General features: G+C 49.2%; 28 protein-coding genes and 1 other RNA gene. 6 read left to right on the top strand and 23 right to left on the bottom strand.

Features of this window, described 5'->3' with window-relative positions:
• Nucleotides 1-55: 55 nt before the first annotated feature.
• From recR to PSI9734_RS01180, 15 genes are all read right to left on the bottom strand, one after another.
• Nucleotides 56-670 carry a recombination mediator RecR gene (gene recR, locus PSI9734_RS01245; protein ID WP_173919298.1) on the bottom strand — a complete coding sequence of 205 codons (615 nt, stop codon included), beginning with the start codon at nt 668-670 and terminating at the stop codon, nt 56-58.
• 12 nt (nt 671-682) lie between these two features.
• Complete coding sequence (locus tag PSI9734_RS01240) at nt 683-1,012, bottom strand: YbaB/EbfC family nucleoid-associated protein (RefSeq protein WP_173919297.1); 330 nt, start codon at nt 1,010-1,012, stop codon at nt 683-685.
• 22 nt (nt 1,013-1,034) lie between these two features.
• Entirely contained in the window at nt 1,035-2,942 is a 1,908-nt protein-coding gene (dnaX, locus tag PSI9734_RS01235; RefSeq protein WP_173919296.1) for a DNA polymerase III subunit gamma/tau, read from the bottom strand.
• Nucleotides 2,943-2,999: 57 nt separating this feature from the next.
• A complete protein-coding gene (locus tag PSI9734_RS01230; RefSeq protein ID WP_173919295.1) occupies nt 3,000-3,536 on the bottom strand; it encodes an adenine phosphoribosyltransferase in 537 nt (178 codons plus the stop codon).
• Nucleotides 3,533-3,931 carry a response regulator gene (locus PSI9734_RS01225; protein ID WP_173919294.1) on the bottom strand — a complete coding sequence of 133 codons (399 nt, stop codon included), beginning with the start codon at nt 3,929-3,931 and terminating at the stop codon, nt 3,533-3,535. The genes PSI9734_RS01230 and PSI9734_RS01225 overlap by 4 nt, the downstream gene beginning before the upstream one ends.
• Nucleotides 3,932-3,949: 18 nt before the next feature.
• A complete protein-coding gene (locus PSI9734_RS12070) occupies nt 3,950-4,075 on the bottom strand; it encodes a hypothetical protein (protein ID WP_281351411.1) in 126 nt (41 codons plus the stop codon).
• Between the two features lie 60 nt (nt 4,076-4,135).
• Entirely contained in the window at nt 4,136-4,885 is a 750-nt protein-coding gene (locus PSI9734_RS01220) for an HvfC family RiPP maturation protein (RefSeq protein ID WP_173919293.1), read from the bottom strand.
• The gene (locus PSI9734_RS01215) at nt 4,854-5,696 is read right to left on the bottom strand and encodes an HvfB family MNIO-type RiPP peptide maturase (protein ID WP_173919292.1); all 843 of its coding nucleotides are present in this window, start codon (nt 5,694-5,696) and stop codon (nt 4,854-4,856) included. The genes PSI9734_RS01220 and PSI9734_RS01215 overlap by 32 nt, the downstream gene beginning before the upstream one ends.
• Nucleotides 5,681-6,097 (bottom strand): HvfA family oxazolone/thioamide-modified RiPP metallophore, encoded by a 417-nt coding sequence (locus PSI9734_RS01210; protein WP_173919291.1) that lies wholly within the window; start codon nt 6,095-6,097, stop codon nt 5,681-5,683. Before PSI9734_RS01210 ends, PSI9734_RS01215 begins: the two co-directional genes overlap by 16 nt.
• Before the next feature lie 116 nt (nt 6,098-6,213).
• On the bottom strand, nt 6,214-7,515 hold the full coding sequence (locus tag PSI9734_RS01205; RefSeq protein WP_246194673.1) for a tetratricopeptide repeat protein: 1,302 nt from the start codon (nt 7,513-7,515) through the stop codon (nt 6,214-6,216).
• Between the two features lie 3 nt (nt 7,516-7,518).
• The gene (locus PSI9734_RS01200; RefSeq protein ID WP_173919290.1) at nt 7,519-8,130 is read right to left on the bottom strand and encodes an energy transducer TonB; all 612 of its coding nucleotides are present in this window, start codon (nt 8,128-8,130) and stop codon (nt 7,519-7,521) included.
• 1 nt (nt 8,131) lies between these two features.
• Nucleotides 8,132-8,533 (bottom strand): ExbD/TolR family protein, encoded by a 402-nt coding sequence (locus tag PSI9734_RS01195; RefSeq protein ID WP_173919289.1) that lies wholly within the window; start codon nt 8,531-8,533, stop codon nt 8,132-8,134.
• 12 nt (nt 8,534-8,545) lie between these two features.
• Nucleotides 8,546-9,070 carry a MotA/TolQ/ExbB proton channel family protein gene (locus tag PSI9734_RS01190; RefSeq protein WP_173919288.1) on the bottom strand — a complete coding sequence of 175 codons (525 nt, stop codon included), beginning with the start codon at nt 9,068-9,070 and terminating at the stop codon, nt 8,546-8,548.
• A gap of 4 nt (nt 9,071-9,074) precedes the next feature.
• Nucleotides 9,075-10,445: a MotA/TolQ/ExbB proton channel family protein gene (locus tag PSI9734_RS01185; protein ID WP_173919287.1), complete on the bottom strand. Its 1,371-nt coding sequence runs from the start codon at nt 10,443-10,445 to the stop codon at nt 9,075-9,077.
• Nucleotides 10,442-11,224 carry a DUF3450 domain-containing protein gene (locus PSI9734_RS01180; RefSeq protein WP_173919286.1) on the bottom strand — a complete coding sequence of 261 codons (783 nt, stop codon included), beginning with the start codon at nt 11,222-11,224 and terminating at the stop codon, nt 10,442-10,444. The genes PSI9734_RS01185 and PSI9734_RS01180 overlap by 4 nt, the downstream gene beginning before the upstream one ends.
• A 392-nt stretch (nt 11,225-11,616) precedes the next feature.
• Here PSI9734_RS01180 and priC point away from each other — a divergent pair, with 392 nt between their 5' ends.
• Nucleotides 11,617-11,946, top strand: coding sequence for a primosomal replication protein PriC (priC, locus tag PSI9734_RS01175; protein ID WP_173919285.1), 330 nt, complete (start codon nt 11,617-11,619; stop codon nt 11,944-11,946).
• Here the strand turns inward: priC and PSI9734_RS01170 are convergent.
• The 4 genes from PSI9734_RS01170 to PSI9734_RS01155 form a co-directional block, all read right to left on the bottom strand.
• Nucleotides 11,920-13,011, bottom strand: a complete 1,092-nt coding sequence (locus tag PSI9734_RS01170) for a tryptophan 2,3-dioxygenase family protein (RefSeq protein ID WP_173919284.1) — start codon at nt 13,009-13,011, stop codon at nt 11,920-11,922. The genes priC and PSI9734_RS01170 overlap by 27 nt on opposite strands.
• A gap of 349 nt (nt 13,012-13,360) precedes the next feature.
• An RNA gene (gene ffs, locus PSI9734_RS01165) (signal recognition particle sRNA small type) lies at nt 13,361-13,457 on the bottom strand.
• 94 nt (nt 13,458-13,551) lie between these two features.
• Entirely contained in the window at nt 13,552-14,298 is a 747-nt protein-coding gene (locus PSI9734_RS01160; protein ID WP_173919283.1) for an enoyl-CoA hydratase, read from the bottom strand.
• Entirely contained in the window at nt 14,291-15,382 is a 1,092-nt protein-coding gene (locus PSI9734_RS01155) for a ketoacyl-ACP synthase III (RefSeq protein WP_173919282.1), read from the bottom strand. The genes PSI9734_RS01160 and PSI9734_RS01155 overlap by 8 nt, the downstream gene beginning before the upstream one ends.
• An 85-nt stretch (nt 15,383-15,467) precedes the next feature.
• Between PSI9734_RS01155 and PSI9734_RS01150 the strand changes: the two genes are divergently transcribed.
• Genes PSI9734_RS01150 through PSI9734_RS01135 form a run of 4 tightly spaced genes read left to right on the top strand, consistent with a single transcriptional unit; the run spans nt 15,468 to nt 19,514 of the window.
• On the top strand, nt 15,468-16,634 hold the full coding sequence (locus PSI9734_RS01150; protein WP_173919281.1) for a methyltransferase: 1,167 nt from the start codon (nt 15,468-15,470) through the stop codon (nt 16,632-16,634).
• Between the two features lie 18 nt (nt 16,635-16,652).
• Nucleotides 16,653-17,249 (top strand): peptidylprolyl isomerase, encoded by a 597-nt coding sequence (locus PSI9734_RS01145; RefSeq protein ID WP_173919280.1) that lies wholly within the window; start codon nt 16,653-16,655, stop codon nt 17,247-17,249.
• A gap of 11 nt (nt 17,250-17,260) precedes the next feature.
• Nucleotides 17,261-18,628 (top strand): AmpG family muropeptide MFS transporter, encoded by a 1,368-nt coding sequence (locus PSI9734_RS01140; protein WP_173919279.1) that lies wholly within the window; start codon nt 17,261-17,263, stop codon nt 18,626-18,628.
• The gene (locus PSI9734_RS01135) at nt 18,621-19,514 is read left to right on the top strand and encodes a ketopantoate reductase family protein (protein WP_173919278.1); all 894 of its coding nucleotides are present in this window, start codon (nt 18,621-18,623) and stop codon (nt 19,512-19,514) included. Before PSI9734_RS01140 ends, PSI9734_RS01135 begins: the two co-directional genes overlap by 8 nt.
• Here PSI9734_RS01135 and ribBA read toward each other — a convergent pair.
• From ribBA to glyA, 4 genes are read right to left on the bottom strand one after another with little or no spacing between them, the layout of a single operon-like run.
• On the bottom strand, nt 19,489-20,613 hold the full coding sequence (gene ribBA / locus PSI9734_RS01130) for a bifunctional 3,4-dihydroxy-2-butanone-4-phosphate synthase/GTP cyclohydrolase II (RefSeq protein WP_173919277.1): 1,125 nt from the start codon (nt 20,611-20,613) through the stop codon (nt 19,489-19,491). The two genes, PSI9734_RS01135 and ribBA, sit on opposite strands and share 26 nt — an antisense overlap.
• On the bottom strand, nt 20,610-21,728 hold the full coding sequence (gene ribD / locus PSI9734_RS01125; RefSeq protein WP_173919276.1) for a bifunctional diaminohydroxyphosphoribosylaminopyrimidine deaminase/5-amino-6-(5-phosphoribosylamino)uracil reductase RibD: 1,119 nt from the start codon (nt 21,726-21,728) through the stop codon (nt 20,610-20,612). Before ribD ends, ribBA begins: the two co-directional genes overlap by 4 nt.
• Nucleotides 21,729-21,747: 19 nt before the next feature.
• Nucleotides 21,748-22,197 (bottom strand): transcriptional regulator NrdR, encoded by a 450-nt coding sequence (nrdR, locus tag PSI9734_RS01120; RefSeq protein ID WP_173919275.1) that lies wholly within the window; start codon nt 22,195-22,197, stop codon nt 21,748-21,750.
• Between the two features lie 25 nt (nt 22,198-22,222).
• Nucleotides 22,223-23,479 (bottom strand): serine hydroxymethyltransferase, encoded by a 1,257-nt coding sequence (glyA, locus tag PSI9734_RS01115; protein ID WP_173919274.1) that lies wholly within the window; start codon nt 23,477-23,479, stop codon nt 22,223-22,225.
• Nucleotides 23,480-23,602: 123 nt separating this feature from the next.
• Between glyA and ettA the strand changes: the two genes are divergently transcribed.
• Nucleotides 23,603-25,267, top strand: coding sequence for an energy-dependent translational throttle protein EttA (ettA, locus tag PSI9734_RS01110; protein ID WP_173919273.1), 1,665 nt, complete (start codon nt 23,603-23,605; stop codon nt 25,265-25,267).
• Nucleotides 25,268-25,270 lie beyond the last annotated feature (3 nt).

Genomic DNA, 25,270 nt, shown 5'->3' with positions numbered 1-25,270 from the left:
CTATTGTTGATGAACACTAGAGCAGAGATGGGGACGTAATAAACGAATTCAAGTCTTAAAACGCATCAAAATCGATACGTTTTCGGCCACTAAACGCGTGGCCTAAGGTGGCTTGATCAACATACTCTAACTCACCACCGACAGGAACACCGTGAGCGATGCGCGAGGTATTGATGTGATGTTGACGTGCGAGTTCCGCAATGTAATGCGCCGTCGCCTCGCCTTCAATGGTCGGGTTCGTGGCCAAAATAATTTCACTAATGCCTTCCGTAGCTAAACGCTCGGCGAGCTTATCAAGACCGATATCCTCCGGCCCGATGCCATCAAGGGGCGATAGATGCCCCATCAGCACAAAGTAGCAGCCTTTGTACTGTCCGGTTTGCTCAATTGCTAAGACATCTGCTGGGGTTTCCACAATACACAATAAGCCCGCACTACGACGCTTTTCATCAGCACACAATTCGCAAGTCTGTGCCTCTGTAAGAGTACGACAAACATCGCAGTGCCCGACCCGCTCAATGGCTTGTGCCAAAGCTTGAGACAGTTGTAAGCCGTTCTCACGTTGGCGTTCCAGAATTTGAAACGCCATACGTTGGGCGGATTTAGGACCCACCCCAGGCAATGTCCTTAGTGCGCGCATGAGCTCTGTAATAGCTGGGCTTAATCGCATGGCGAGTGCCCCTTAAAATGGTAGCTTCATACCTGGTGGTAAATTCATTCCACCGGTCACTTCTGACATCCGCTCTTTTGTGGTTTGCTCGACACGTCGCACGGCATCATTAATCGCCGCGGCAATTAAGTCTTCCAGCATTTCTTGATCGTCGTCTTCAAGTAAGCTTGGGTCGACATTCACACGACGCACGTTGTGATTCCCTAGCATTGTCACTTTAACCATGCCGGCGCCGGCTTCACCGGTCACTTCTAGGTTGGCAATTTCTTCTTGGGCTTGTTGCATGCGCTCTTGCATTTGCTGCGCTTGCTTCATCATATTTCCCATTCCACCTTTAAACATACTGACCTCTTATTTGTCTTTACTAAAGTGGTTTCACTGAGTCTTCTTGTAACTCAGCACCGAACGACTGTTGCAGTTCTTTGACCAAAGGGTCACTTGCTAAAAGCCGTTTAGCTTGGGCGAGTCGTTCGGCATCAATGTGCTGTTGAATTTCAAACGGCGTCGCATGTTCTGCATTACCAATAATGATGTCCAATAACTGTAAATCAAGGGCCTCCGCAAAAACCGATCGAATCGTCGCACAGGCGCCATCGTTCAGTAAGTGTTGCCAGGCCTCTCGCACCACCAGAACATAACCGTTATCTTGCTTCTGCAAGACGCTGTTGCGCGCCAGTTGCCGCGCCAATCCTTCGAGCTCTACGCTATCGATGAGCGCCGCCCAACGATCAACTTCAGCTGCGCTGCGCGTTTCCGCTAAGATTTCAGGATTTTTTTTTTGCTGCAACAATTCGCGCGTTTCGAGCAAAGCTGAAAGACTATCTTCCGGTGTCTCTGCTGCCGCTTCTTGCGGCGGCTCAGGCTCTGGTTGAGTTGCCGGCTCGGGTGACGGTGCTGGCTCTGGTTCTGGTGCCGTGCTTAGCTCTGGTTTTGGCTCTGGTTCTGGCTCAGGTTCTGGCTCAGGGGCCGGCTCTGATACGAGTTCTGGTGTTGGCTCTGGGACCGGCTCTGAAACGGGCTCCGGTTCCGGTGCAGGCTCTGGCATCGCTGACACAGGTACGTCAGGAGTTTCATTGCCTAAGCGAGACTCAGGCACCGCGGACTTTTCTTCTGCTGCTGCCGCTGTCGTCGCCGAACGGTGTGTTTCCACCTGCGTCACTGCCGCTGGCGAACGCTCAACAATCGATAATTTCTGTGGCCGGAACGCCATAAGTCGTAACAAGGTCATCTCGACACCGCTGCGCACATCCGCGGCATAATCAAGATCACGGCGGCCTTGCACAAGAATATCGTAATACACCTGTAACAGTTCCGCCGGCAGGTGCTGAGCTAAGTGCTGATCTTCGGTACTTAACCCTAAGGTCTCAGCGGTTTCTGGTACCGCTTGCACCAACGCCAATTGATGCACAAAGTTCTGTAATTCGGCAAGAAGGCTACTCAAGTCTGGTACTTGGCCGGCAACCCGCGTCAAGGTCGATAGTAACGCTTCGCCCTTGCCTGCAAGCACTTGCTCGAGCAGTGTCGCAAGTTCAAAACTTGGTACCGCACCAAGCATTTGCTGCACACCCGCCATGGTGACCTGCTGTTCACTCTGCGCAATCGCTTGATCGGTCAAACTCAAGGCATCGCGCATACTGCCCTGCGCAGCACGCGCAATCGCGGTTAGCGCGGCGTCTTCAAATGGAATGGCTTCTTGCTGCAGCACAAAGGCCAAATGATCAAAAATTTCTTGTCGATCAAGCGCTTTCAGGTTGAACTGCAAACACCGTGATAACACGGTAATCGGCAGCTTCTGCGGATCTGTGGTGGCCAGCAGAAACTTAACGTGTTCCGGCGGCTCTTCCAACGTTTTTAGCAACGCGTTAAAGCTATGGCGCGATAACATATGTACTTCGTCTATCAGGTAGACTTTGTAACGACCATGGGTTGGCCGATATTGAACGTTATCTAATAGCTCGCGGGTATCTTCAACTTTGGTTCGTGATGCGGCGTCGATCTCTAACAAGTCGACGAATCGTCCTTCATCAATGGCAACACAGGCAGCACAGGTTCCACAAGGCTCCGCCGTGATGCCATTTTCGCAGTTCAAACTTTTCGCTAAGATCCGTGCAATGGTGGTTTTACCCACGCCCCGGGTACCGGTCAACAACCAGGCATGATGTAACCGACCAGATTGCAACGCATTCATGACTGGCTTCAACACATGCTGCTGGCCAACCACTTCTGCGAATTTATGCGGTCGCCATTTTCGGGCGAGCACTTGATAGCTCATGCTAGCTTCCTTGTAGAACTGCGGGTATCACTGATCAAACAATGCTCTTACGTTACCTCAAAATTCGCACAGGGTATAGTAAGGAATAGCGGCATCGCGCAGGCGCTCGACACCTGGTAATTCATTTAAAGTAATAATGAAGGCACACTCATGAAGCTGCGCAGCCAAGTCACTCACGAGTTCGACGCCAGCTAGCACTGTGCCTCCGGTGGCCAAGAGATCGTCTACGATCACCACCTTGTCGTGCTGGGTTAACGCGTCTGCGTGGATCTCTAACGCGTCCTCGCCATACTCAAGTTGATAACGCTTTTGCAGAGTTGTACTTGGCAGCTTTCCGGGTTTACGTAGCGGTACAAAGCCAATGCCCATAGCGTAGGCCAGTGCCGTAGCAAAAATAAAGCCACGCGCTTCTATTCCGACAATTTTAGTAATGCCCTGCTGTGCATAACGTTCGGCTAGGTGATCAATGGTTTGTTGAAACCCTTGGTCATCGCTCAGTAACGGAGTGATATCGCGGAACACGATACCTGGTTTAGGGTAATCATGGATCGCCCGAATAAGCGGACGTATCTCTGGTGCTGTTGCTTGAGTCATATTTGGGCCGATTGCTTAGGCGTTTGCATGGTCTGCCATAAGTCAGCTAGCAACTCGAGTAAGCGTTGTCCGTCTACCGGTTTCGCTAAACTTAAGTCAGCCCCTGAGCGCTGCCCCATTTCGTCTAACTGACTACTGTCTTGGGTGGATAGCAGAATTAACGGTGTCTGCGCATAAGCAGGTAACGTTCGCAAGGTGCGGATCAGGCTCAAGCCGTCCATTAACGGCATTTTATGATCGATAAGAACAACATCAAATGGCGTCGCCTTGGCTTGGTTAAGGCCATCTAAACCATCATTCGCACAGCTAACCACAAAGGGGGTCGCTGCGAGTGTCTCTAGCAAACTCGCGCGCGTGGAAGCGTTATCTTCCACCAACAATAGCTTGGTTGACATAATTTGCCTTTTGGAATGTTAAGCGCTGAGGAGTTGGAACCATTTTACGGTTGCAGGTAATAATGGCACTGCAACAACTACCAGAACTGCCAACCAGCCCATCAATGCACCTGATGGGTCACGGAAATCTTGATCATTTGCCATGTTTAGTACCTCTTGACGTTCATCGCCTTAGCTAAATTTTGCGGGGCAGATCATACTCGATTACGACTTGTCTAACAACACGAACCGCTCTGCAAAGTCTGCCGCAATCGCCGCAAAGCCTTCATAGAGTTGTTCTATGGTGAAATTTGGCAACTGGTCGGATAAGGCCTCACTCAATTGCTGCAAGTTGAGCGGTTGCTGCTGCAACATATCTAATGCAAGAGCTGTCAAAGAGTTGAGTTCAATAAACTGAACCTTGCCGTGCTGGTTTTGGTAAACCAACACAAAATAAGGTGTTGCCAACTTCTTGTCGGGTCTAAATGAGCTCGATATTTGTGCCACAGGGTAGTCAAAAATACCCACCTGAGCCGTTGGGTTAAGGTACAGAGGTGTGGCCGCATCGAAGCTATCTAAAGGTCTATACTTGGATTCAAGATCGGCAAACTGCACGTCTACTTCCATTCGTTCATACTGAGCTAATTCAAACAGCCAGTCTGGGTACTCGCTCAAGAGCTGTTGCTCAGCTACTAAAAAGTTTAGGAACTCACGGCCAATATCTGAAAATAACGGTGATTGCGCGCGATGTTGGGCAATAAAATCACGCTTGAGCTGTTGCCAATGAGCGTCGTCAAGGGTCTTGCGTAGTACGGGGAAGCCCGAATCGATAAATTGCTCAATATTGGCGTGAATTAAGCGCTTATAAATAGCCGTACGCCGTGGCTCTATTGAACCAAATCCCTTTTCCTGTGTCGTTTCTTCCCTTAACCATTGGGCAAATTCAAGCTGGATCTGTTGAAACGGCTTTGACATCTCGTCGCTCATAATTGGTTTGGCATGACACAACTTTATCAGCTTCTTGCAGCAATTGTGTTAACGGTGGGATATTAAAGTCGCGCTCGAGGACTGTTGGAAAAATACCATGACATTCATACGCAAACGCTAATAGTTGCCATACTTCCTGCTTCACATCCGCGCCATGGGTATCAACAAAAAGGTCATCATACTCTTCACTATGCCCGGCAATATGGCCATAACTAATGCGTGCGGATGGTAAACTGCGGATGAAATCATGAGCATTGTAGCGATGGTTAACACTATTAACGAAAACGTTATTTACATCCAGCAAAAGCTTACAGTCCGCTTCTTCTGCGACTTGATTGATGAACTCTAGCTCCGAAAGCTCACCGCCAAAGTTGGCATAATAAGACACGTTTTCCAGCACCAACGGACGTTCAATAATGTCTTGCACCTGCTTCACCCGCTCAGCAACATAGGATGCCGCTTCAGCGGTGAATGGCATCGGTAGCAAGTCATACAAGTGACCGCCCGCTGAACAATAGCTTAGGTGCTCGCTGTAGATAGCGATATTAAACCGATCAAGGAACGCTTTGACCTGTTTAACAAAGCCAACATCGATAGGATCTGGACTACCAATCGACAACGACAGGCCATGACTCGTTAAAGGGGCCTGCTCACGCACCCGATCAAGCGTGCGCTGAGCCTGCGACCCTCGTGGAAACCAATTTTCTGGAGCAAGTTCCCAAAAGCCTATTTGCGGTTCAAGCTCCAGTACATCAGTTAGGAATTCACGGCGTAAACCTAAACCTACTGTCCGCCGCACTTCCCTTCACCACATTTACCTTCGCCACATTTGCCTTCTTTGGCTTTTTCAGCTTGCTCAGACATCTTAGCTTTGTGTTTTTCGCCACACTTGCCTTCGCCGCATTTACCTTCTTCGGCTTTTTCTGTCATCTTAGCTTTGTGCTCTTCACCACATTTGCCTTCGCCGCACTTGCCTTCACCACACTTGGCTTCCTCGGCTTTCTCTTTCATTTTGGCTTTCGCGTCTTCGCCACAGCGGCCTTCACCGCACTTAGCTTCGCGCTCTTTGCTCTCTTGCTGTTGATAGCCAGAGCCCAGATCAGAATAGCTAAAAGGATTAGCACTTGCTGCTTGTACAGACATACCGCCGGCTAATAATGCGCCGACCGTTACGGCAACAGATTTTTTCATATTGTTCATAGTTGGAACCTCATTATTTCCTGTAGTTTCACGATTAACTATAGCGCAAAAGGCAAAAAAAAGCCCCGCTATCGAAGCGGGGCTTTACAACTTTTTTACTAGCAAGGTTGCTACAACTAGAGTGAAATACCCCGATTGCTTGCTTTGCTGCGAATATAGGATTCCCAGCTAGCCGCGTTACGGCGCTGTTCCGAGAACTTCTTAGCTTCTAAGACATACTTCAACGCTTGGCTGAATTTATCTTGATAGAAGTAAGCTTCAGTCAGTGACATATAGACACTGCCCGGTTTCTCGTAGCCTAAGTCAATCGCTTTAATGTAAGCATCCGCCGCTTGCTGATACTCTTCTGCACGTAAATGCGCAGTGCCTTTACGGCGATAGTAGTCAGCACGACGTGATACGTCATCTTCTAACTCTGCAGCTAAGGCATACATGTCAGCAGAACGAGCGTATTCACGCGCCATTTCATAGTTACTTGCTGCACTGTAGTAATGACGTGCAGTTTTCTCTACATCTCCGGCTTCCAAGTGTTTGACCATCATTTCAGCAGCATCGTACGGAATTCCGTTATTACCATACAACTGAATGATCGCTTTGATTTGGCTTTCTTTATCCAAATAGCCCGCAAGATAGGCAATTTCAAGTGTTTGCAAAGCTTTGTCGATCTTTTCTTCGAGCATATACATCATGCCCAGTTGGCTCCACCAAACTGATTCAGTTGGTAGTAGCTCAAGACCTGCTTCTAACACGTCAATTGCATCCGCATACATTTTACGTTCGTAATACGACGCTACTTTCAAAACGTATGGGTTCTTGTTGGGTTCTTCGTAATGTTGAATTGCTAAATCAGCGGCGCGAATGATCTTATCGAATTGCTTAAGTTCATAGAACGCGTTAGCAATACGCAAGAAAACTTCCGGGTCTGGTTCACCAGTGAACTGCAACCACTTGTCGTAATACGATAACGCATCACGATAGTTTTCTAGCTGCAAGCTAATATCAGCTGCCAGTTTCAATGCGGCCGCTTGGTCGTTCCAACCAAGCACATTGGCATCAGCTGCTGAACTCGTTCTGCGCATCGCTGCTTCAATTTGATTATCAGCAGCGTACAGGTTACCGAGGAAACGGTTAACGTAGGCGACATCATAAGCTTGACGTGGTTCGAGTTCTTCTAAGACGGCAATCGCGCCATCGATGTCCTCTTCTTCACTGTAAAGCTCATAAGCCTCCATGATGCGTCGACCGATTCGCTCAGAAACCGTGCGGTTATCACGATTAGCCTTGCGTTGTTCGACTTGTTCTGGAGTAGGCAAGTTGTAATTGATGTCTTGCGCACTAGCAACAGGAGAACCTGCTACTAGCGCACCACACAATACACTCGCACTAATCAGCATAGTGAGTTTTTTGTGCATCATCATTAATTACTCCTGGTCCAGGTTAAAGTCGAGCTGGACGGTTTGTCCTGGCTGGCGTACCGGTTTCCCGTCAACCATTTTCGGTTTGTACTTCCAGCGCAACAGCGCTCGACGTGCTTCCTGATCGAATACCCGGCGTGGTTCTGAGTCAATAACTTCAACATCAGTTACACCACCAGCTTCATCAATCGTAAAGCGAAGCATTACCCAACCTTGAATACCATCGCGGGCCGCAGCTGGGGGATAACGCGGGTTGATACGTACGATAGGTGTGGCTTCGCCATCACGCATCATCGCACCACTAGCGTCAAACCCTGTATCGGTACCACCAACATCAACGTCAAAACCTAAGTCCATGTTCATACCATCTGAATCAGACGAATCTGGTTCATTTGGCGGAGTCTCGGGCGGCTGCGCTGGCGGCGGTGGCGGCGGTGGTGGCGTCCGACGACGCTGATCCACTTCCGAATCCGGCGGCTGCGTAACAATCTCGATGACTGATGATGGCGGAGGCGGTGCATTTCGCCCGTCGCCCCCGCTGATCAAGAATGCCATGAACGCGAACAGGAGGAACGTAGCTGCAGCACCTAATAGTATTGATACTATAAAGCGCACCATATTAATCGTCCTCTGCGGCTATGGATATCTTGTCAATACCCGCTTCCTTGATTTGATCCATGACTTCAACGACAACGCCATGTTTGGCTTCTTCGTCCGCCTGAATCACTACGATATCAGTTGGCTGTTCTGCCAATAAACGTTCAATGTTTGCGCCTACGCGCTCAACATCAACCATCCGCTTGTCCATCCATACTTCGCCATTCGCACGAATTGCGATAAAGATGTTGGCAGAAGGTTTCTTCTGCGCTTGACTAGCTTCTGGCTTGTTCACGTCTATACCAGCTTCTTTAACGAAAGAGGTCGTTACGATGAAGAAGATCAACATGATGAATACGATGTCTAGCATCGGCGTCATATCGATCGCTGCATCTTCCTCTTCACGAATACGTTTACGTGCCATAATTCTTCTCTCTTAATGATGTGGCAAACTGTCGATCAACTTATCACGAGCACGTTTCACTTGTGACTCTAAACGAGTCGCAAAAAACATGCCGGACAGTGCTGCAACCATTCCTGCCATTGTCGGGATCGTCGCCATGGAGATACCGTCGGCCATCAAACGCGGGTTACCGGTACCCTGCGTTGCCATTGTTTCGAATACGGTAATCATACCGGTTACCGTACCCAATAGTCCGATTAAAGGACACATGGCAATGGTTGTTTTGATCAACAACATACGTGCATTCAGTTTATCAGCTGCCTCGGAAATCCATGCTTCACGGATCCTGTGAGCGTACCAAGAGGTGGTGTCCTTCCGCGAGTCCCAATTAGCGATGATGTTTTTCTTCATCTTAGGGAACACAGCGGTAAGGAACCAGAAGCGCTCTATCATGAGTACCCACATGAGAAAGAGCGCTCCCATGACGAAATATAAAACGTCGCCACCAGTGCTCAAAAAATCCCTGATAGTTTCCCAAAGCCCCATCAGGTAAAGCATAGGATTACTCCTTTTCCGCGTGCGCGGCAACAATACCGGCAGCTTGCTCGTCCAAGGTGTGGACAATCTTCTTAGCACGACCCGCAACAACTGCGTGGATCAGAATTAATGGTAATGCTGCGATTAGACCCATAGCCGTTGTTACCAACGCCATTGAGATATCGCCTGCCATAATTTTCGGGTCACCTGTACCGTACAAGGTAATTGATTGGAAGGTACCAATCATACCGATTACTGTACCCAAGAGACCAAGCAACGGTGCGATTGCGGCGAAAATCTTGATGATGTTGACACCTGAATCGACGCTAGGCGTTTCACGCATAATCGCTTCGTCAAGTTTCAACTCAAGGTTTTCAACGTCGTCGCTCTTGTTGTCATGGTAAACTTTCAAGATACGGCCAAGCGAGTTCTTGGTTGAAGTATTACCAGTGTTCTTAAGCTGAGCACGGATTTTCGCACTCTCTGAACCCAGGGTAATGATCTTCCAGATAGCAATCAGAACACCTAAGATAAGTACCGCAGTGATCACATAACCTACTGTGCCACCTTGATGATACTGTTCTTCAAGCGTTGCTTTTTGAGTTGCCAGGTTCAAGATTTGACCGCGAGCCGGGTCAACAAACACGCCTTCGTAACCTGACTCGTTGCTCAAGAACGATTCAGCAGCAGAAAGAATGTGGCCTTCAGGCTGTTTACCCAACGGTTGAATTTCTTCAGCTTGGTCGTTGTAGACGAAGTATTCGCCATCAGACAACAAGTTGAATGTACCGATACGGGTAACATCACGCTGCTCTGAGCTACCATCAAGCAAAGTTACTTCTGAAGGGAAAGTAACAACTTTACCAGACTCTTTCATTTCAGTTAGCCAAGCTAACCAAAGTTCTTCGAGTTCTTTAATCGTTGGAACTTCACGCGCTTCAGCAATACTTTCCAGTACGTCTTCACGACCTGGGTATTGTGAACTTACGATTGAAGTAGCGATACGGCCGATGGTTTCGCTAGCTGCACCACGTGCAACACCAACGATCTCACCTAAAGTACCGAGTTGATTCTGCAGCTCAGTTTCTTTGTTCGCTAACGCAATCTCGTTTTCAGAGAATTCAGTTTGCAAACGCTGACCACGAGCTTGCTCATCGGCAAGTTGCTTTTTCGCTTGATTAAGAAGTGCTTGCTTGTCTGCGCGCTCAGAAGTGAATTCAGCTTCACGTTGAGCATTAATGCGCTTTGACTCAGCACGGTTTTCTTTTACCAGCTCAAGTAACTGTTCAAGTGACTTGGCTTCGGCAACCGGTTGTTCTTGCGCATATGCAGAGCTTGCGCCAACCGAAAGAGAGAATGCTGTAGCTACCAGCAAAGATTTCACTAGTTTGTTCATTCTGCACGCTCCGCTGCATAAATTGGCAGTTTAAGAAGATCTGGGGCGGTTTGCTTACGCGCCATACGGATTGCTTTCGTCAGTGCACCTAAGTAAGCGTCATCTAAGACTTCCCACTCATTAGTGTCACTGTTGTAAATCCAACCGTTTTTCAGATCCAGCGATTGCGCCATTAACGCAGCACGGCCAAGGTGGAAGAAGTCAACAGAGATTTCTTCACCTTCGAAGGTCAACTTACCTTCGTAAGCGATCAAACCAGAACCGTAGTCCATTTCAGCTTGGTAAGCTTCAGTGATCTGACGGAACTGCTCTGACGTAGTTACGTTAGAGTTTTCCATCACGTCGCGCAGACGTTGAACACGATCCATGCGGCGATCACGGTGGATAGGGATATCCAGCTTAACAAACTGCTCCAAAGCGTCGATCATTTTGTACATCAACGGAACAACACCTTGCTTGGTGTCTTCGACGCTGTCGATCTGACGCTGTAGAGAAGCCAGTTGTGCATTCTGATCGTCAACCAAACGTTGTACGTGATCGTTGTAGACTTTGAGTTGTTCATACTCATCTACAATGCCACGGTATTCGTACAACAGTTCTTGAGACTGCTCGAACAACGAGTTGATTTTCTCTTGTGAACGAACATCAGCTTCGTGAGTTTTCGCTTCTTCGTTTTGCAACGTAGAAATCGATTGTGCAGCAGCTGTAGCGCTACCTGCTATCGCTAGCGCACCAACTAAGGCCGCGGCGATTTTGCTTTTATTGATTACTTTGGTCATAGTTCCCAACCAATTTGACTTAACTTTCTGCTGACAACGACATGTCGCCAGCTTCCCAGTTATTTGAGTGACGAATAGAGTTTAATCAACACTTGCAGCTATTGCCTAAATACTTCTAAGCAATAATCTGCTCAATACTCCCACGATAAGACAAACCCTGTCAACCACCGATATTAGATTATTCCTAGGCTAAAACTGCATATAAATGCATTTACAGAGCATTAACAAAATCATCTAATTCATCGAAATAATCGCCTAATTTTGAGGCTGAATTTTCCGAAAAGTTCCCTACCGCACCAATCCGGCGTGTTGACGCAATTGAGTGCTTCTTTATCGTAGTTTCGACTCGCTTCTCATTAGCGCTAAAATCCGCTAATCTTGAGCCGTTCTTTATGCAACCTACTTCAGTGAGAATCATGACCACACAGGCCGCCGCAACATTGCATGATGCCATCGCGCAACTACGCCAGCAGCTCGACACGATGCGCAGGCAAATTCAGCGTTTGGGAATCAATGAAGAACAGTTTCAAGACTGGTTTGATCAGCAGTTGTTTAAGGTCACGCATAGTCAGCCCGAAGACTATATAAATGAAGTAGAAGCAACACTTCGTCAACTAGAGCGCACCAGCAACGCTGAGAATCAGCGCTGGCTGGCGCAGCGTATTGAACTGCAAATGCTGGCCTTGCAAAGGGCTTTACGGTGTTTCGATCGAAAATCCTAAGGCCTTACGGACATGCGAAGGCAATTCAGGCAGAGCGCTTTTCGGCAGCAGGTAGGTAGCCATTGCGAAGAAGTCTTTAAAGACCCTATTTTGCTCCGTGGTTTTACGTAAGTAATCATGGCCAGAACTGCCACCGGTACCAATTTTAGTACCTAACATTCGTTGTACCATCATGGCATGTTTATAGCGCCAAATAGTTAACTTTTCGTCCATTTCGGCAAGTGAGGTGATCACTTGCCAGGCCAGGTTGAAAGCCGGTTCTTCGCGGTATTGGGTAATAAAAAGCGCACTCAACATAGCTCTTTGCGATAACTTAACCCTACCCTCTTGTTGCAACTGGCGATACTTTTCACTATCAAATAAGGCTGCGAAGTTATCTCGATTGGCTTGAATGCCCGCAAGTTCTGCTTCCAACTGTTGCGGCTCAACGGCTGTTTCGCGAACAATGGCCTCGTCGTGGTCAAGTGCTTCATTGACCGCGTGTTGGTACATATCCCAGAACTTAAAGTCTTTGAACTCAAGAAAAGGCATTCGTGCTAACCAAGCATCAACCCGGTCAAACAACGTCGGTTGTTCTTCAAGTTGCTCTAAATAGCCGCGGTCGTCATCATTTAGACGGTTATAAAACGATTGCTGATCAAACGCAACGCGAGTGCCACGAGTTAAGCCTAGGCGAATTTCGAGCTCTTTAAATTGGATACTTTGAAAACCCGAAGCGGGCACTAAATAATCACGAAACTCGAGAAACTCTTGCGGCGTCATGGTTTCAATAACGCCAACCTGATCATTCATTAAGTCTTGAATGGTTAATACCCGGCGTAGTCGATGAGCGACGAGATAGAGTTCTTTGTCATCAAGTAACGGAGCACTAAATTCGCCATGAATAGCGCGCAACTCGTGCAACACTTGTTTAAACCAAAGCTCATACACTTGATGCACGATAATAAATAGCATTTCATCATGTGCTTCATCACCGTACTTAGGGCTATGCGGTGCTTGCGCATCAAGCAGTTTATCGAGTTTGAGATAATCGCTGTAATAGACGGGTTCTATATTCTTTGGCATTTTTGGTCCGTTGTTGCTCGTTGTTCGTACGCTTCGCTGGTCGTTGTTCGTACGCTTCGCTGTTCGAGTGTCGTTGTTCGTACGCTTCGCTGTTCGTTGCTCGTACGCTGCGCTGATCGTTGTTCGATGTTCGATGTTCGATGTTCGATGTTCGATGTTCGATAGGTATAAAAATACAGAGATCTAAAATCGATTCAAGTACAGCGGTAATTTAGGATAAAAACGAATAGCGCAGCGTACGAATAGCGAAGCGTACGAATAGCGAAGCGTACGAATAGCGAAGCGCACGAACAGCGCAGCGTACGAATAACGAGCAGTGCAGCGTACGAAACCAAAGGAAGGGTGGCGGCCTTACCAGCCACACCCCGGCACACACATCCCTGACTACGGCTGCTCCCTTCCGGGCCTGACCGGATTCACCAGTTCGTGTTGCGGGGGGACCAATAAGGCCACCATAACGAGGCGCATTATCCATGATCCACGCCGTGCTCGCAAGGGAACTCAGCGCGGATGCTTAGGAAATAAACGATTTGGGTTCGATTAACCTTTTTTATGGAGTTTTTGCGCGATAGCCTCGCGCGCAGCGTCTGACTGCAGAGCCTTTATGAATACTTGCGCTTCTCGTGAAATACGATCGGCGACGGCTTCTGTCGGCTGTTTTAATAAGTTTTTGGTGGCCCGCAAGCTGCTAATCGATTTGCTCGCTAAGCGTGCCGCCAATTTTTCTGTTTCTGCTTGCAATTGGTCACTGTCCACAACCTTGTTCACCAAGCCGTAATTCAACGCTGTAGTGGCGTCGATGGTATCGCCAAGCAACAACAGTTCTGAAGCACGTAAATGCCCGCAAAGTAAAGGTAATAACTGGCTGGATGCGGCTTCAGGAACCAAACCGAGGTGAATAAACGGCAACGCTAACATCGCATTGCTACCGGCTAGGACCAAATCGCAATGCAGCAAGATGGTGGTGCCGATACCTACCGCAGGGCCATCAACACTGGCGACAACAGGTACGCTTAAACGGCTTAAAGTATAAAGAAACTCGAAAGGTGCAGCGTTTTCGTCAAGTTCCCCTGCTTGCAAAAAGTCATGCAAATCATTTCCTGCAGTAAAACAGTCGTTACTACCTTGTAAAACAATGGCCGCAACAGAGCTGTCTCGCTCAGCGTGCTCAAATGCCGCAGTTAAATCGCGGTACATTTGCTGCGTTATGGCGTTTTTCTTCTCTGGGCGATTAAAGCTTACCCATAAAATTCCGTCTCGTTGTTCGCTGCGAATTAAATCACTCATTTCCACGTTTTTCCCATGCCAATTTCGTTTGCTCATGCAACGGTAAAATCAAGTCAAGCGCTGACTCACCTGTACTTTCAAGCACTTCATCGTTCGGGCGGATAGGCGTTACGCGCTGTCCCCATTTGATGATTCCGGCACCACAGGTAAGGCCGCCACCAAACACTGCCGAAACGATGGTATCACCAGGTTTCACGATGCCCTGTTCGACGGCCTCGCAGAACGCGATTGGCAATGTTGCCGATGAAGTGTTTCCGTATTTTTGAATATTAATCACGGTTTTCTCTTCGGGCACTTTACACATTTTGGCTAGGTAATCGATCAGCCGTTTATTTGCCTGATGGGGAATTAACGAATCAATATCTGCTGTGGTTAAGCCGGTTTCTGCGAAAACTTTTTCAACAGCGGTATTCATGCCCTTCACCGCACGTTTAAAAATTTCTTGGCCAACAAAGTTGAATGGCATAATGCCATCGAAACCAAAGCGGTCGAAGCTCATACCAAATTTCAGCGCGAGTACGTCTCGGGCATCAGCGTCACAAGTGACATGCGACGCCAGTAGGCCGCTTTCGGTGTCACTTGCTTCCAAAACCATTGCACCTGCCCCATCACCAAACAACACTGCACTTTCTCGTTGGGTCCAATCAAGAATGCGCGTAAGGCGTTCAGCACCAATGATGAGTACTTTTTTATGGACCCCAGTGCGTATCGCTTGGGTTGCATAGTGCATACCATATAAAAAACTACTGCATGCCGCATTCAAGTCAAATGCTGCCGCATACTTAGAACCTAAATCACGCTGCACTGCCGAAGCGACGTTCGGTATCAGCTCATCCGGCGTACAGGTACCGACTAAGATCAGGTCTAGCTCACTGGCATCAAGCCCTGCCGCTGCTAATGCATTACGGCCCGCGACGGTGGCTAATTTTGAGGTTCCTACGGCGCTAACACGGCGTTCTTCGATGCCCGTCCGAGTTCTAATCCACTCATCTGAGGTATCGAGGAATGTTGCTAAATCGTCGTTGCTCATTACAGCTGGCGGTAAACATTTGCCCCAACCGGTTATCTCTGCATATTTTTTCACTGTTTAAAACCTTGTTTAAAACCTATAGTCACTGCACGTTTTTAGTTATCATAGCACGAATGTTATGAAGAGAAATGTCCAACCCATGGAAAAGTCAAGACATCGAACATCACGCACGAGCGCTGCCCCCACACTGCTGCATACGGTCGCAGGGCGCTGGCAATTACGTCGCTACCCGCATCGAACCAGCGACCCGTTGCAAGCATGGGATGCCGCCGATGAGCTTCTGCACACAGCATTGATCAACCATGAGGAGGAAACCACATCGGTGCAATACCCTCTTCTGGTTAATGATGCCTCAGGCGCCTTATTGATGGCTGTCGCGCATACCCAGGTGACCAGCAGTAGCGCTTCCTATATTAGTCACCTCGCCCAACAAGCCAACCTCGAGCTGAATCAACTCGACTGTCAACTTAAGCAAATAGATCCGTTAGCGATGGCACCGCCCGCGACCGACGTGGTGCTGATGAAACTGCCCAAGAGCCAAACTTTATTAGAGTTTCAGTTGGCGCAATTGAGCCGGCAGTTAAAGCCTGGCACAACCCTAATTGCCGCGGCACGAAGCAGGCTCTTCTCGCCGAGTGTGCGCGAGCTATTTAGCCGCTACTGTGACAACCTCGATATTTCACTCATTCAGCGCAAGTCGCGGGTGTTAAAGGCAACCATTCGGCAGGTTGCCAACGCGCCTGAACGTTTTCTGAATCAATGGCAGGTCGACGGCAGCCCATTAACGTTACGCCATTACCCCGGTGTGTTTGCGCGCAATCAACTCGATATTGGCGCACGCTTATTACTCGATAACCTGCCCCCGCCAGGTGCCCAGCAGGTCATTGATTTGGGCTGCGGCAACGGTATTCTGGGGTTAAGTTATGCGTTAACCTCGCCCCAAAGTGCGATTACCTGGGTCGATGAATCTTATCTTGCGGTCGCCTCGTGCCAATTGAATATCGACGCCAATTTGGGTTCAGCAACACACTATCAAGCCAAGACCGATGACTGTCTTAGCCAGCAACCAAGTGAGTCTGTTGATTTAGTGCTGTGTAACCCCCCTTTTCACCAAGAAAATGCCATCACCGAGCACATCGCGCGGCAAATGTTTCGGGACGCGAGGCGAGTACTGCGTAAAGGCGGTGAAATGCGGCTGGTCGCTAATCGTCATCTACCGTATTATCATTCTCTGAAACGTTTATTCAGTCAGGTGCATCAGCAAGCGAGCAATGCCAAGTTCGTGGTGTATCGCTGCCAAAACTAAAATCAATAAAGGTGAACTATGAAAAACTTTGTGACATCACTGGTGCTAGGGCTTGGGTTACTGATAAGCCCCGCACAAAGCTACGCGAAAGAAATTCAACCTGATAACCCTTTTCCGCGAGTTAAATTTGTCACCTCACATGGTGACATCATTGTCGAATTGAACCGCCATCGTGCGCCTTTAACCGTAGCAAACTTCCTCAAATACGTTGACATTGGTAGCTACGACAACACCATATTTCATCGCATCGTACCTGGTTTCGTGGTTCAAGGCGGCGGCTATGACGCGGAGTTGACGGCGAAAACTGAAGGCGCAGCAATTGCCAACGAATCAGGTAACGGTTTGAAGAATAAGTACGGCACCATTGCTATGGCTCGCCAAAACGATCCTCACACGGCAATACGTCAATTTTTCTTTAACGTGAAAGACAATCCTTCGCTCGACCCAGTCGATGGTTGGGGTTATGCGGTTTTTGGGGTCATTGACAGCGGTTACGAAACCTTAGACAAGCTTGCCGAAGTAGAGTCGTTGCCTTACCACGCCGAAACCGGCTGGCGAGACTTTCCAGCTGAGCCACCGGTGCTGATTAGCGCTGAAATTCTTCCGCAACAATAAGGTCGGCAACAATGGCGGCAAGCGAGACAACGCAGCCTTGGTACAAAGACTTCAATGTGTATTTGGAACCACGGATTTGGGTGATTTTCCTGTTCGGTATGATGAGCGGCTTCCCCTGGGTGCTGATTGGTTCCATGCTGTCGGCTTGGCTACAAGAAAGTGGCGTTTCACGCAGTGATATTGGTCTTTTGGGAATGGTTTTTGTGGCCTACAGCGTCAATGCTTTATGGTCACCTCTGGTTGATCGCGTCAAACTGCCAGGGCTAAATGGTTGGTTAGGACAACGACGAAGTTGGCTGGCTCTGTGTCTGACGGCACTGATGATTGCCACCTTTGGTTTGAGTCACCTAAATTTAGCCGAGCATGCGTTTTGGGTGGCACTAAGCGCGTTACTCATCGCCATTGCATCTGCCACACAAGACATCGCCATCGATGCCTTCCGTATCGAAACCTTTGGCCAGCACGAAAGTAACTTGCAGTCAGCGGGGGCCGCGATGGCGACCGCCGGCTGGTGGACAGGTTACAGCGGCCTCGGTGCACTACCGTTTTTCTTGGTCGATGGAACCGCATGGGACTGGCAAGCCGCTTACAAAGTGATGGCGGTGGTGCTCGCCGTACAACTGATTATCGTGCTTTGTGTGCGTGAGTCTAAGCGCTACCGCGCCGAGGTCAAGCCTTTTACGCGCTGGCAAGATTGGTTCCGTACCACGCTTTACGACCCCGTTGCCGAGTTTTTTAAACGCGCCGGCTGGCAACTCGCGGTTGCAATACTCAGTTTTATTTTTCTGTTTAAAATTGGCGAAGCTTTCTTGGGCCGCATGAGTATCGTGTTCTACAAGGAAGTTGGCTTTACCAATGACGATATCGCCATTTACTCGAAGATGGTCACGTGGTGGGTCACCATCGTGTTCGCCATTATCGGCAGTATGGTCAATGTCCGACTTGGCACCATGCGCGGGCTATTGATCGGCGGTATTGCCATGGCCGCCAGTAATTTAATGTTCGCCTGGATCGCTGTGGTGGGCCCTGACACGCATTTATTGCTGGCGGCGGTCATTATCGACGGCTTTACCGGCGCTTGGTCGACAGTTGCTTTTGTCGCTTTCATTAGCTTACTTTGTAATCGCGCCTTCACCGCCACGCAGTATGCCCTGCTGGCGTCGCTTGGTAACTTGGGCCGTACACTATTGTCGTCCTACAGTGGTTTTGTGGTCGACTGGCTTAATGGTGATTGGTCGCTTTTCTTTATTTTGACCGCGGTCATGGTGACACCGGGCTTGTTATTGCTGATTCTATTGCGTAAAGCCCTGCACCGCATTCAAGCGCCTAGTGCGAACACCACACCTGCGAGTGATGAGCAAAGGCTTAATCATGACTAACACGCTACCTTGGTTAGTGATTGGTCACGGCGCTATTGGTAGCCTTGTGGCCTCGCGTTTGGTGCAACTCGGTTACCCGGTTGAGTTAAAACTTCGGCCCGAGCAAGCAGCAACGAACACCAAGCAATTGCAACTTGGCGATGATTCCTTAACTCTTGAGGCAACCACAGAGCTGTCGGGGCCACGCTGGATCTTCGCCGCCGTTAAAGCCTATCAAGTTGAACCCTTGATGGCCGAGTTAAAACAATCCCAGAGTTTTCAGGAGTCTCGCCTGGTCATAAGCTACAACGGTATGCTTACCAATGAAGCGCAATTGTTTGGTGACCACGATGCACACTGGGTGACGACTCATGGCGCTTACCGGGAAGGTTCGCAGGTAGTACATGCGGGTAAAGGGCAAAGCTGGATAGGCTCACAAAACCCAAACATGACCGTAGCAACAGAGCTTCGTGAGCAACTGGCGCAAGCCTTGCCGCCACTCGAAGTGGTCACCTCTATTGCCACACGACGTTGGCTAAAGCTGGCAGTAAATTGCTTAATTAATCCCTACACCCTGCTTCACCAATGTTTGAATGGCCAGTTAGAGGAACAGGTGACGCGCCAGCAGTGGACCTACGTTGCCCAGGAAATTACGCAGCTCGCCCACCATCATGGTATTCGCTTAACCACCGAGGATATACTCGAACAGGCAGGTAAAGTGGTCGCCGCAACAGCGAAGAACCGTTCTTCGATGTTGCAAGATTTCTTACAGGGCCGTACCACAGAAATTGACTATCTAAATGGTTTTGTCGCCACAGCGAGTACCGAAGCTGGCCTCGCTGCACCGCATAATTACGAGCTTTGGCAACAGGTTAAACGCCTTAGTCGTGCTCGGGATCTTCAATAAAGTCGACAACTTCAAGCCCAAAGCCAGACAGCGCTGAATAACGTTTTGGAGAGCTCATCAAGTGCATTTGATGTACACCTAAATCTGCCAAAATCTGTGAGCCAATACCCACATTGCGCGAGGCATTCGACGCCGCAGCACTTGGCTTGGTTTCACCGCGGTCTTCGGCAGCAAAGCTTTGTACTTGGCTGAGAATATCGTCACTGTTTTGCGCACGACCAATGACCACCAACACACCACCTTTCTCACCAATGTAGTCCATTGCATGGCCCAGAGGCCAACTACGCTGACTGGCTCGGTCAGTCGAGAACAAATCATTAAAGGTATCTTGTAAATGCACGCGCACGTTCACGGGTGAGTTTTCATTCACCTCACCGTTGATAAGAGCAAAATGTACCTGCTTATCGATGGTGTCTTGGTAGGTAATCAACTCGAATTCACCATGACGGGTCGGCAACCGACACTGAGCCTTACGGGTCACTGTCTTTTCAGTCATCGAACGATATTCGATTAAATCGGCGATGGTTCCCATCTTCAAGCCATGTTCTGCGGCAAAGGTTTCTAGGTCTGGGCGGCGTGCCATCGTGCCGTCTTCGTTTAGCACCTCCACGATCACAGCCGCCGGCTCAAAACCAGCAAGCCGAGCTAAGTCACTACCTGCTTCGGTGTGACCCGCGCGATTCAATACACCACCGGGCTTGGCTTTCAGAGGAAAAATATGGCCGGGCATGACCAAGTCTTGCGGCTTCGCATCCGTCGCCACCGCTGCTTGCACGGTGCGGGCCCGATCCGCGGCAGAAATGCCTGTTGTTACGCCGGTCGCGGCTTCGATAGAAACGGTAAAGTTGGTCGCATAGGGAGCATTGTTCTGGTTCACCATTAACGGCAATTGCAACTGCTCACAACGATCTTCCGTCAAGGTTAAACAAATTAACCCACGGCCAAAGCGCGCCATGAAATTAATCGCTTCAGGTGTTACACATTCTGCTGCAATGATTAAATCGCCTTCGTTTTCGCGATCTTCATCATCCATTAGAATGACCATTTTGCCTTGGCGAATGTCTTCAATAATCTCAGCTGCACTATGTAGCGTTGTCACGACTGTACTTCTCCTCTTTCGGCACCACCACTGGTATGTTGTGGTCGAGCACAAATTTTTAAATCATCACCCAGTTGAGTGATGCTTTCGTAGCGCAGTTCAGGACACTGCGCTATATCTTGATACGGTGGTAATTCAAGCAGTGCGCGACTGCTCGAGCCTAGCAGTTTAGGGGCCATATAGAACACCCATTCATCCACCAGCTCGGCGGCCATCAATGCGCCGGCAAGTTCAGCCCCACATTCGGTCCACACCTCGTTAATTTCCATTTCAGCCAGTTTATTGAACAGCGTTCTCAAAGGTAACCGTTTGTCGGTTGCTGGAAGTACGAGGGTCGAGACATGCGCAGGCCAGCTCTTGGCGTCAGCCGCTGTGTTATCAATAACCCTTAAAACGGGGCTAGTAATGGCAAAAAAATCATGTTCTGGACTTAATTTTTGCTGTCGGTCCAGCACGACTCTTAAGGGCTGCCGCTCGGCTTTCGCGTGACGTGCCGTTAAGCGCGCTTGGTCCATCATTACGGTGCGAGCACTGGTTAAGATCGCCCCTGCTTGCGCACGGTAAGCATGGACATCTTGTCGTGCTTCACTGCCGGTGATCCATTGGCTTTTGCCATTAGCTAATGCTGTTCTACCATCTAAGCTCATGGCCATTTTCAGTCGTAACCACGGGCGCTGCCGGGTCATCCGGGAAATGAAACCACGATTCAATTGTTCTGCTGCGGCTTGACCTACGCCGGCAGTGACCTCTATTCCGGCAGCTTCAAGCAGAGCAACGCCCTGCCCCGCCACCAACGGATTAGGGTCTTGCATGGCCAGCACGACGCGCTTTACGCCTGCGGCAATCAATGCCTCGGCACAAGGTGGCGTACGGCCATGATGACTACAAGGCTCAAGGGTAACGTAGGCGGTAGCGGCGGCGGCCAGAGCTCCGGCTTGACGCAAAGCATAGACTTCGGCGTGAGGTTCACCGGGACGTTCATGCCAACCTTCACCAACAATTTCACCATCACGAACAATCACACAGCCGACCAGCGGGTTGGGCGCGACACTAAAGGCTCCGCGTTGCGCCAATTCTAGTGCACGCTGCATATGTTGTGCGTCGAGCTCTTGCATGGCTTGCCCCGCCTTCAAGTTAGTCGTTTAACCGCGCAATTTCTTCACCAAACTCGCGAATATCATCAAAGGCCCGATACACGGACGCAAACCTAATGTAAGCGACTTTGTCGATGGCTTTGAGATTCTCCATCACCAAACTGCCAATCACTTGGCTGGTAATTTCCCGCTCGCCGGTAGCACGTAAGGCAGACTTCACATTCTGAATCGCCTGTTCCATGGCTTCCAAGCTTACTGGACGCTTTTCCAGCGCCCGTAATAAGCCATTGCGTAGTTTGTCTTCGTTAAAAGGTTCACGTGAACCATCTGACTTAATAATACGCGGCATAATCAGTTCTGCGGTTTCAAACGTGGTAAAGCGTTCTTTGCATTCGCTGCACTCACGCCGACGGCGCACAGAGGCGCCATCGGCCACCAATCGCGAATCAATCACTTTGGTATCTTGGGTACCGCAGAACGGACAATGCATAGGTTTTCCTTCTTACTGTTACAGCTTAGCCGTACACTGGGAAGCGCTTACACAACGCTTTCACTTGCTCACGAACTTCGCCAATTTTGTCTTCATTCTCGATGTCATCGAGCACATCACACATCCAGTTTGCGACCTGCTCAGCTTCAGCTTGCTTAAAACCACGACGGGTAATAGCCGGCGTACCTAAGCGCAAGCCTGAGGTGACAAAAGGAGAGCGTGGGTCATTAGGAACCGAGTTCTTGTTCACAGTAATAAAAGCACGACCCAGTGCCGCATCGGCATCTTTACCGGTGATATCTTTGTCGATTAAATCAACTAAGAACAAGTGGTTTTGCGTGCCGCCAGAAACGATTTTGTAGCCGCGCTCTTGCATCACTTTAACCATCGCGTTGGCGTTGGTTAGAACCTGTTGTTGATAGTCTTTAAACTCAGGTTCCATTGCTTCTTTAAAAGCGACTGCCTTCGCTGCAATCACATGACAAAGCGGGCCACCTTGGCTACCTGGAAACACACCACTGTTTAATTTCTTGTGCAGTGCTTCATCGTCTTTACCTGACAGAATCAAACCACTACGTGGGCCAGCTAAGGTTTTGTGGGTTGTGGTGGTAACCACATCCGCATGAGGAATCGGGCTTGGGTATAAACCGGCAGCAATCAAACCTGCAACGTGCGCCATATCAACTAAGAAATAGGCCCCAACCTCATCGGCAATTTCACGGAATTTTGCCCAGTCGATGATGCCTGAATAAGCTGAGAAACCAGCCACAATCATTTTTGGCTTATGCTCTAACGCCAACTGACGTACTTCAGCGTAATCGATTTCACCGGTGCTCTCGTCCAAACCATACTGCACTGAGTTATAAAGCTTACCCGAGAAGTTTACGCTTGAGCCATGAGTTAAGTGACCACCATGAGCCAGGCTCATGCCCAACACCGTATCGCCCGCTTGTAGTAAAGCTAAGAATACCGCAGAGTTTGCTTGTGAACCGGCATGTGGTTGCACGTTTGCATACTTTGCCCCGAACAATTCTTTCGCACGTTCAATCGCTAAGTCTTCAACTTTATCGACGTATTCACAACCGCCATAATAGCGTTTATGTGGGTAACCTTCGGCATACTTGTTGGTTAATTGCGACCCTTGTGCTTGCAGCACACGTGGGCTGGTATAGTTTTCTGAGGCAATCAACTCGATGTGTTCTTCTTGGCGCTGGACCTCGTCGGTCATCGCTTGCCAAAGATCCGCATCATAATCTGCTATCGTCATGTCATTTTTTAACATTGGGGCTCCTACTTCAAACGGGACATCATTTGCCGCGTAGTTTACCAATATACTTGGGTTCACGCCAACTTAAGGGTTAAAATAGAAACCTTATTCATGTCGAACGAAGGAATTCTTGCTGCTATGGCACAGTATATCTACTCAATGTCGCGGGTGAGTAAAGTTGTCCCGCCGAAAAAGACAATTTTAAAAGACATTTCCTTATCGTTTTTCCCTGGTGCGAAAATTGGTGTGCTGGGTTTAAACGGTGCAGGTAAATCAACGCTGTTACGCATCATGGCTGGGGTTGATAAAGAATTCGAGGGCGAAGCACGGCCCCTTGCCGGTATCGAAATCGGTTACTTGCCACAAGAACCGCAGCTTGACGAAGAAAAAACTGTTCGTGAAACCGTTGAAGAAGCAGTCGCCGAAGTTAAAAACGCACTTTCAGAAATCGATGAAGTTTACGCCGCTTATGCCGACGAGAACGCCGATTTTGATGCTTTAGCAAAGCGCCAAGGCGAGCTAGAAGCGATTATTCAGGCCAAAGACGGGCATAATCTAGAAAATATTCTCGAACGTGCCGCAGACTCACTTCGCCTGCCACCATGGGACAGCAAAATAAGTGTTTTATCGGGGGGTGAGCGCCGCCGTGTCGCCATTTGCCGACTGCTGCTTAGCAAGCCCGATATGCTGTTACTGGACGAACCGACCAACCACCTTGATGCCGAATCAGTGGCTTGGCTTGAAACCTTCCTACACGAATACGAAGGCACCGTTGTTGCGATTACCCACGACCGTTACTTCCTCGATAATGTCGCTGGCTGGATCCTTGAACTTGACCGCGGCTACGGTATCCCGTGGGAAGGGAACTACTCGTCTTGGTTAGAACAGAAAGAAAAACGTCTTGAACAAGAAGAGAAAAGTGAAAAAGCACGTCAACGTAGTATCAAACAAGAGCTTGAGTGGGTAAGACAAAATCCGAAAGGCCGTCAAGCTAAAAGCAAAGCGCGGATGTCACGCTTCGAAGAGCTACAAAGCGGCGATTATCAGAAACGCAACGAAACCAATGAACTGTTTATTCCGCCGGGTCCTCGCCTTGGCGACAAAGTGCTCGACGTCGAGCATTTGAAGAAAGCTTACGATGGCCGTGTATTGATCGACGATTTAAGCTTCAGTGTGCCTAAAGGCGCCATTGTAGGCATTATTGGCCCCAACGGCGCGGGTAAGTCGACACTGTTCCGCATGGTTACAGATAAAGAACAACCAGACTCAGGACAGGTTGAGCTCGGTGAAACGGTGCAATTAGCCAGTGTTGATCAGTTCCGTGACGATATGGACGACAGCAATACTGTTTGGCAGGAGATCTCAGAAGGACAAGACATTCTGCGCATCGGCACCTTCGAAATTAACAGCCGCGCCTATGTCGGTCGCTTCAACTTCCGCGGTAATGATCAACAAAAGCGTATTGGTGAGCTCTCAGGTGGTGAACGCAACCGGGTGCACTTGGCGAAGCTACTCAAAGCCGGCGGCAACCTGTTATTGCTCGATGAGCCGACCAACGACCTTGATGTTGAAACCTTACGCGCGTTAGAAGAAGCGCTGTTGGAATTCCCCGGTTCCGCGATGATTATCTCGCACGACCGCTGGTTCCTTGACCGCGTTGCCACGCACATTTTGGACTATCGAGATGAAGGGCAAATCAACTTCTATGAAGGTAACTACACCGACTATGAAGCTTACATGAAACAAAGCCTCGGTGAGCAAGCGATGCAACCGCACCGCATGCGTTACAAACCCATCGGTTAAACA

Origin of the sequence: Pseudidiomarina piscicola, from assembly GCF_902806985.1 — a bacterium.
Lineage (GTDB): Bacteria > Pseudomonadota > Gammaproteobacteria > Enterobacterales > Alteromonadaceae > Pseudidiomarina > Pseudidiomarina piscicola.
Note: the sequence above shows the minus strand (reverse complement) of the source record. Positions and strands in the feature narration are given on the sequence as shown.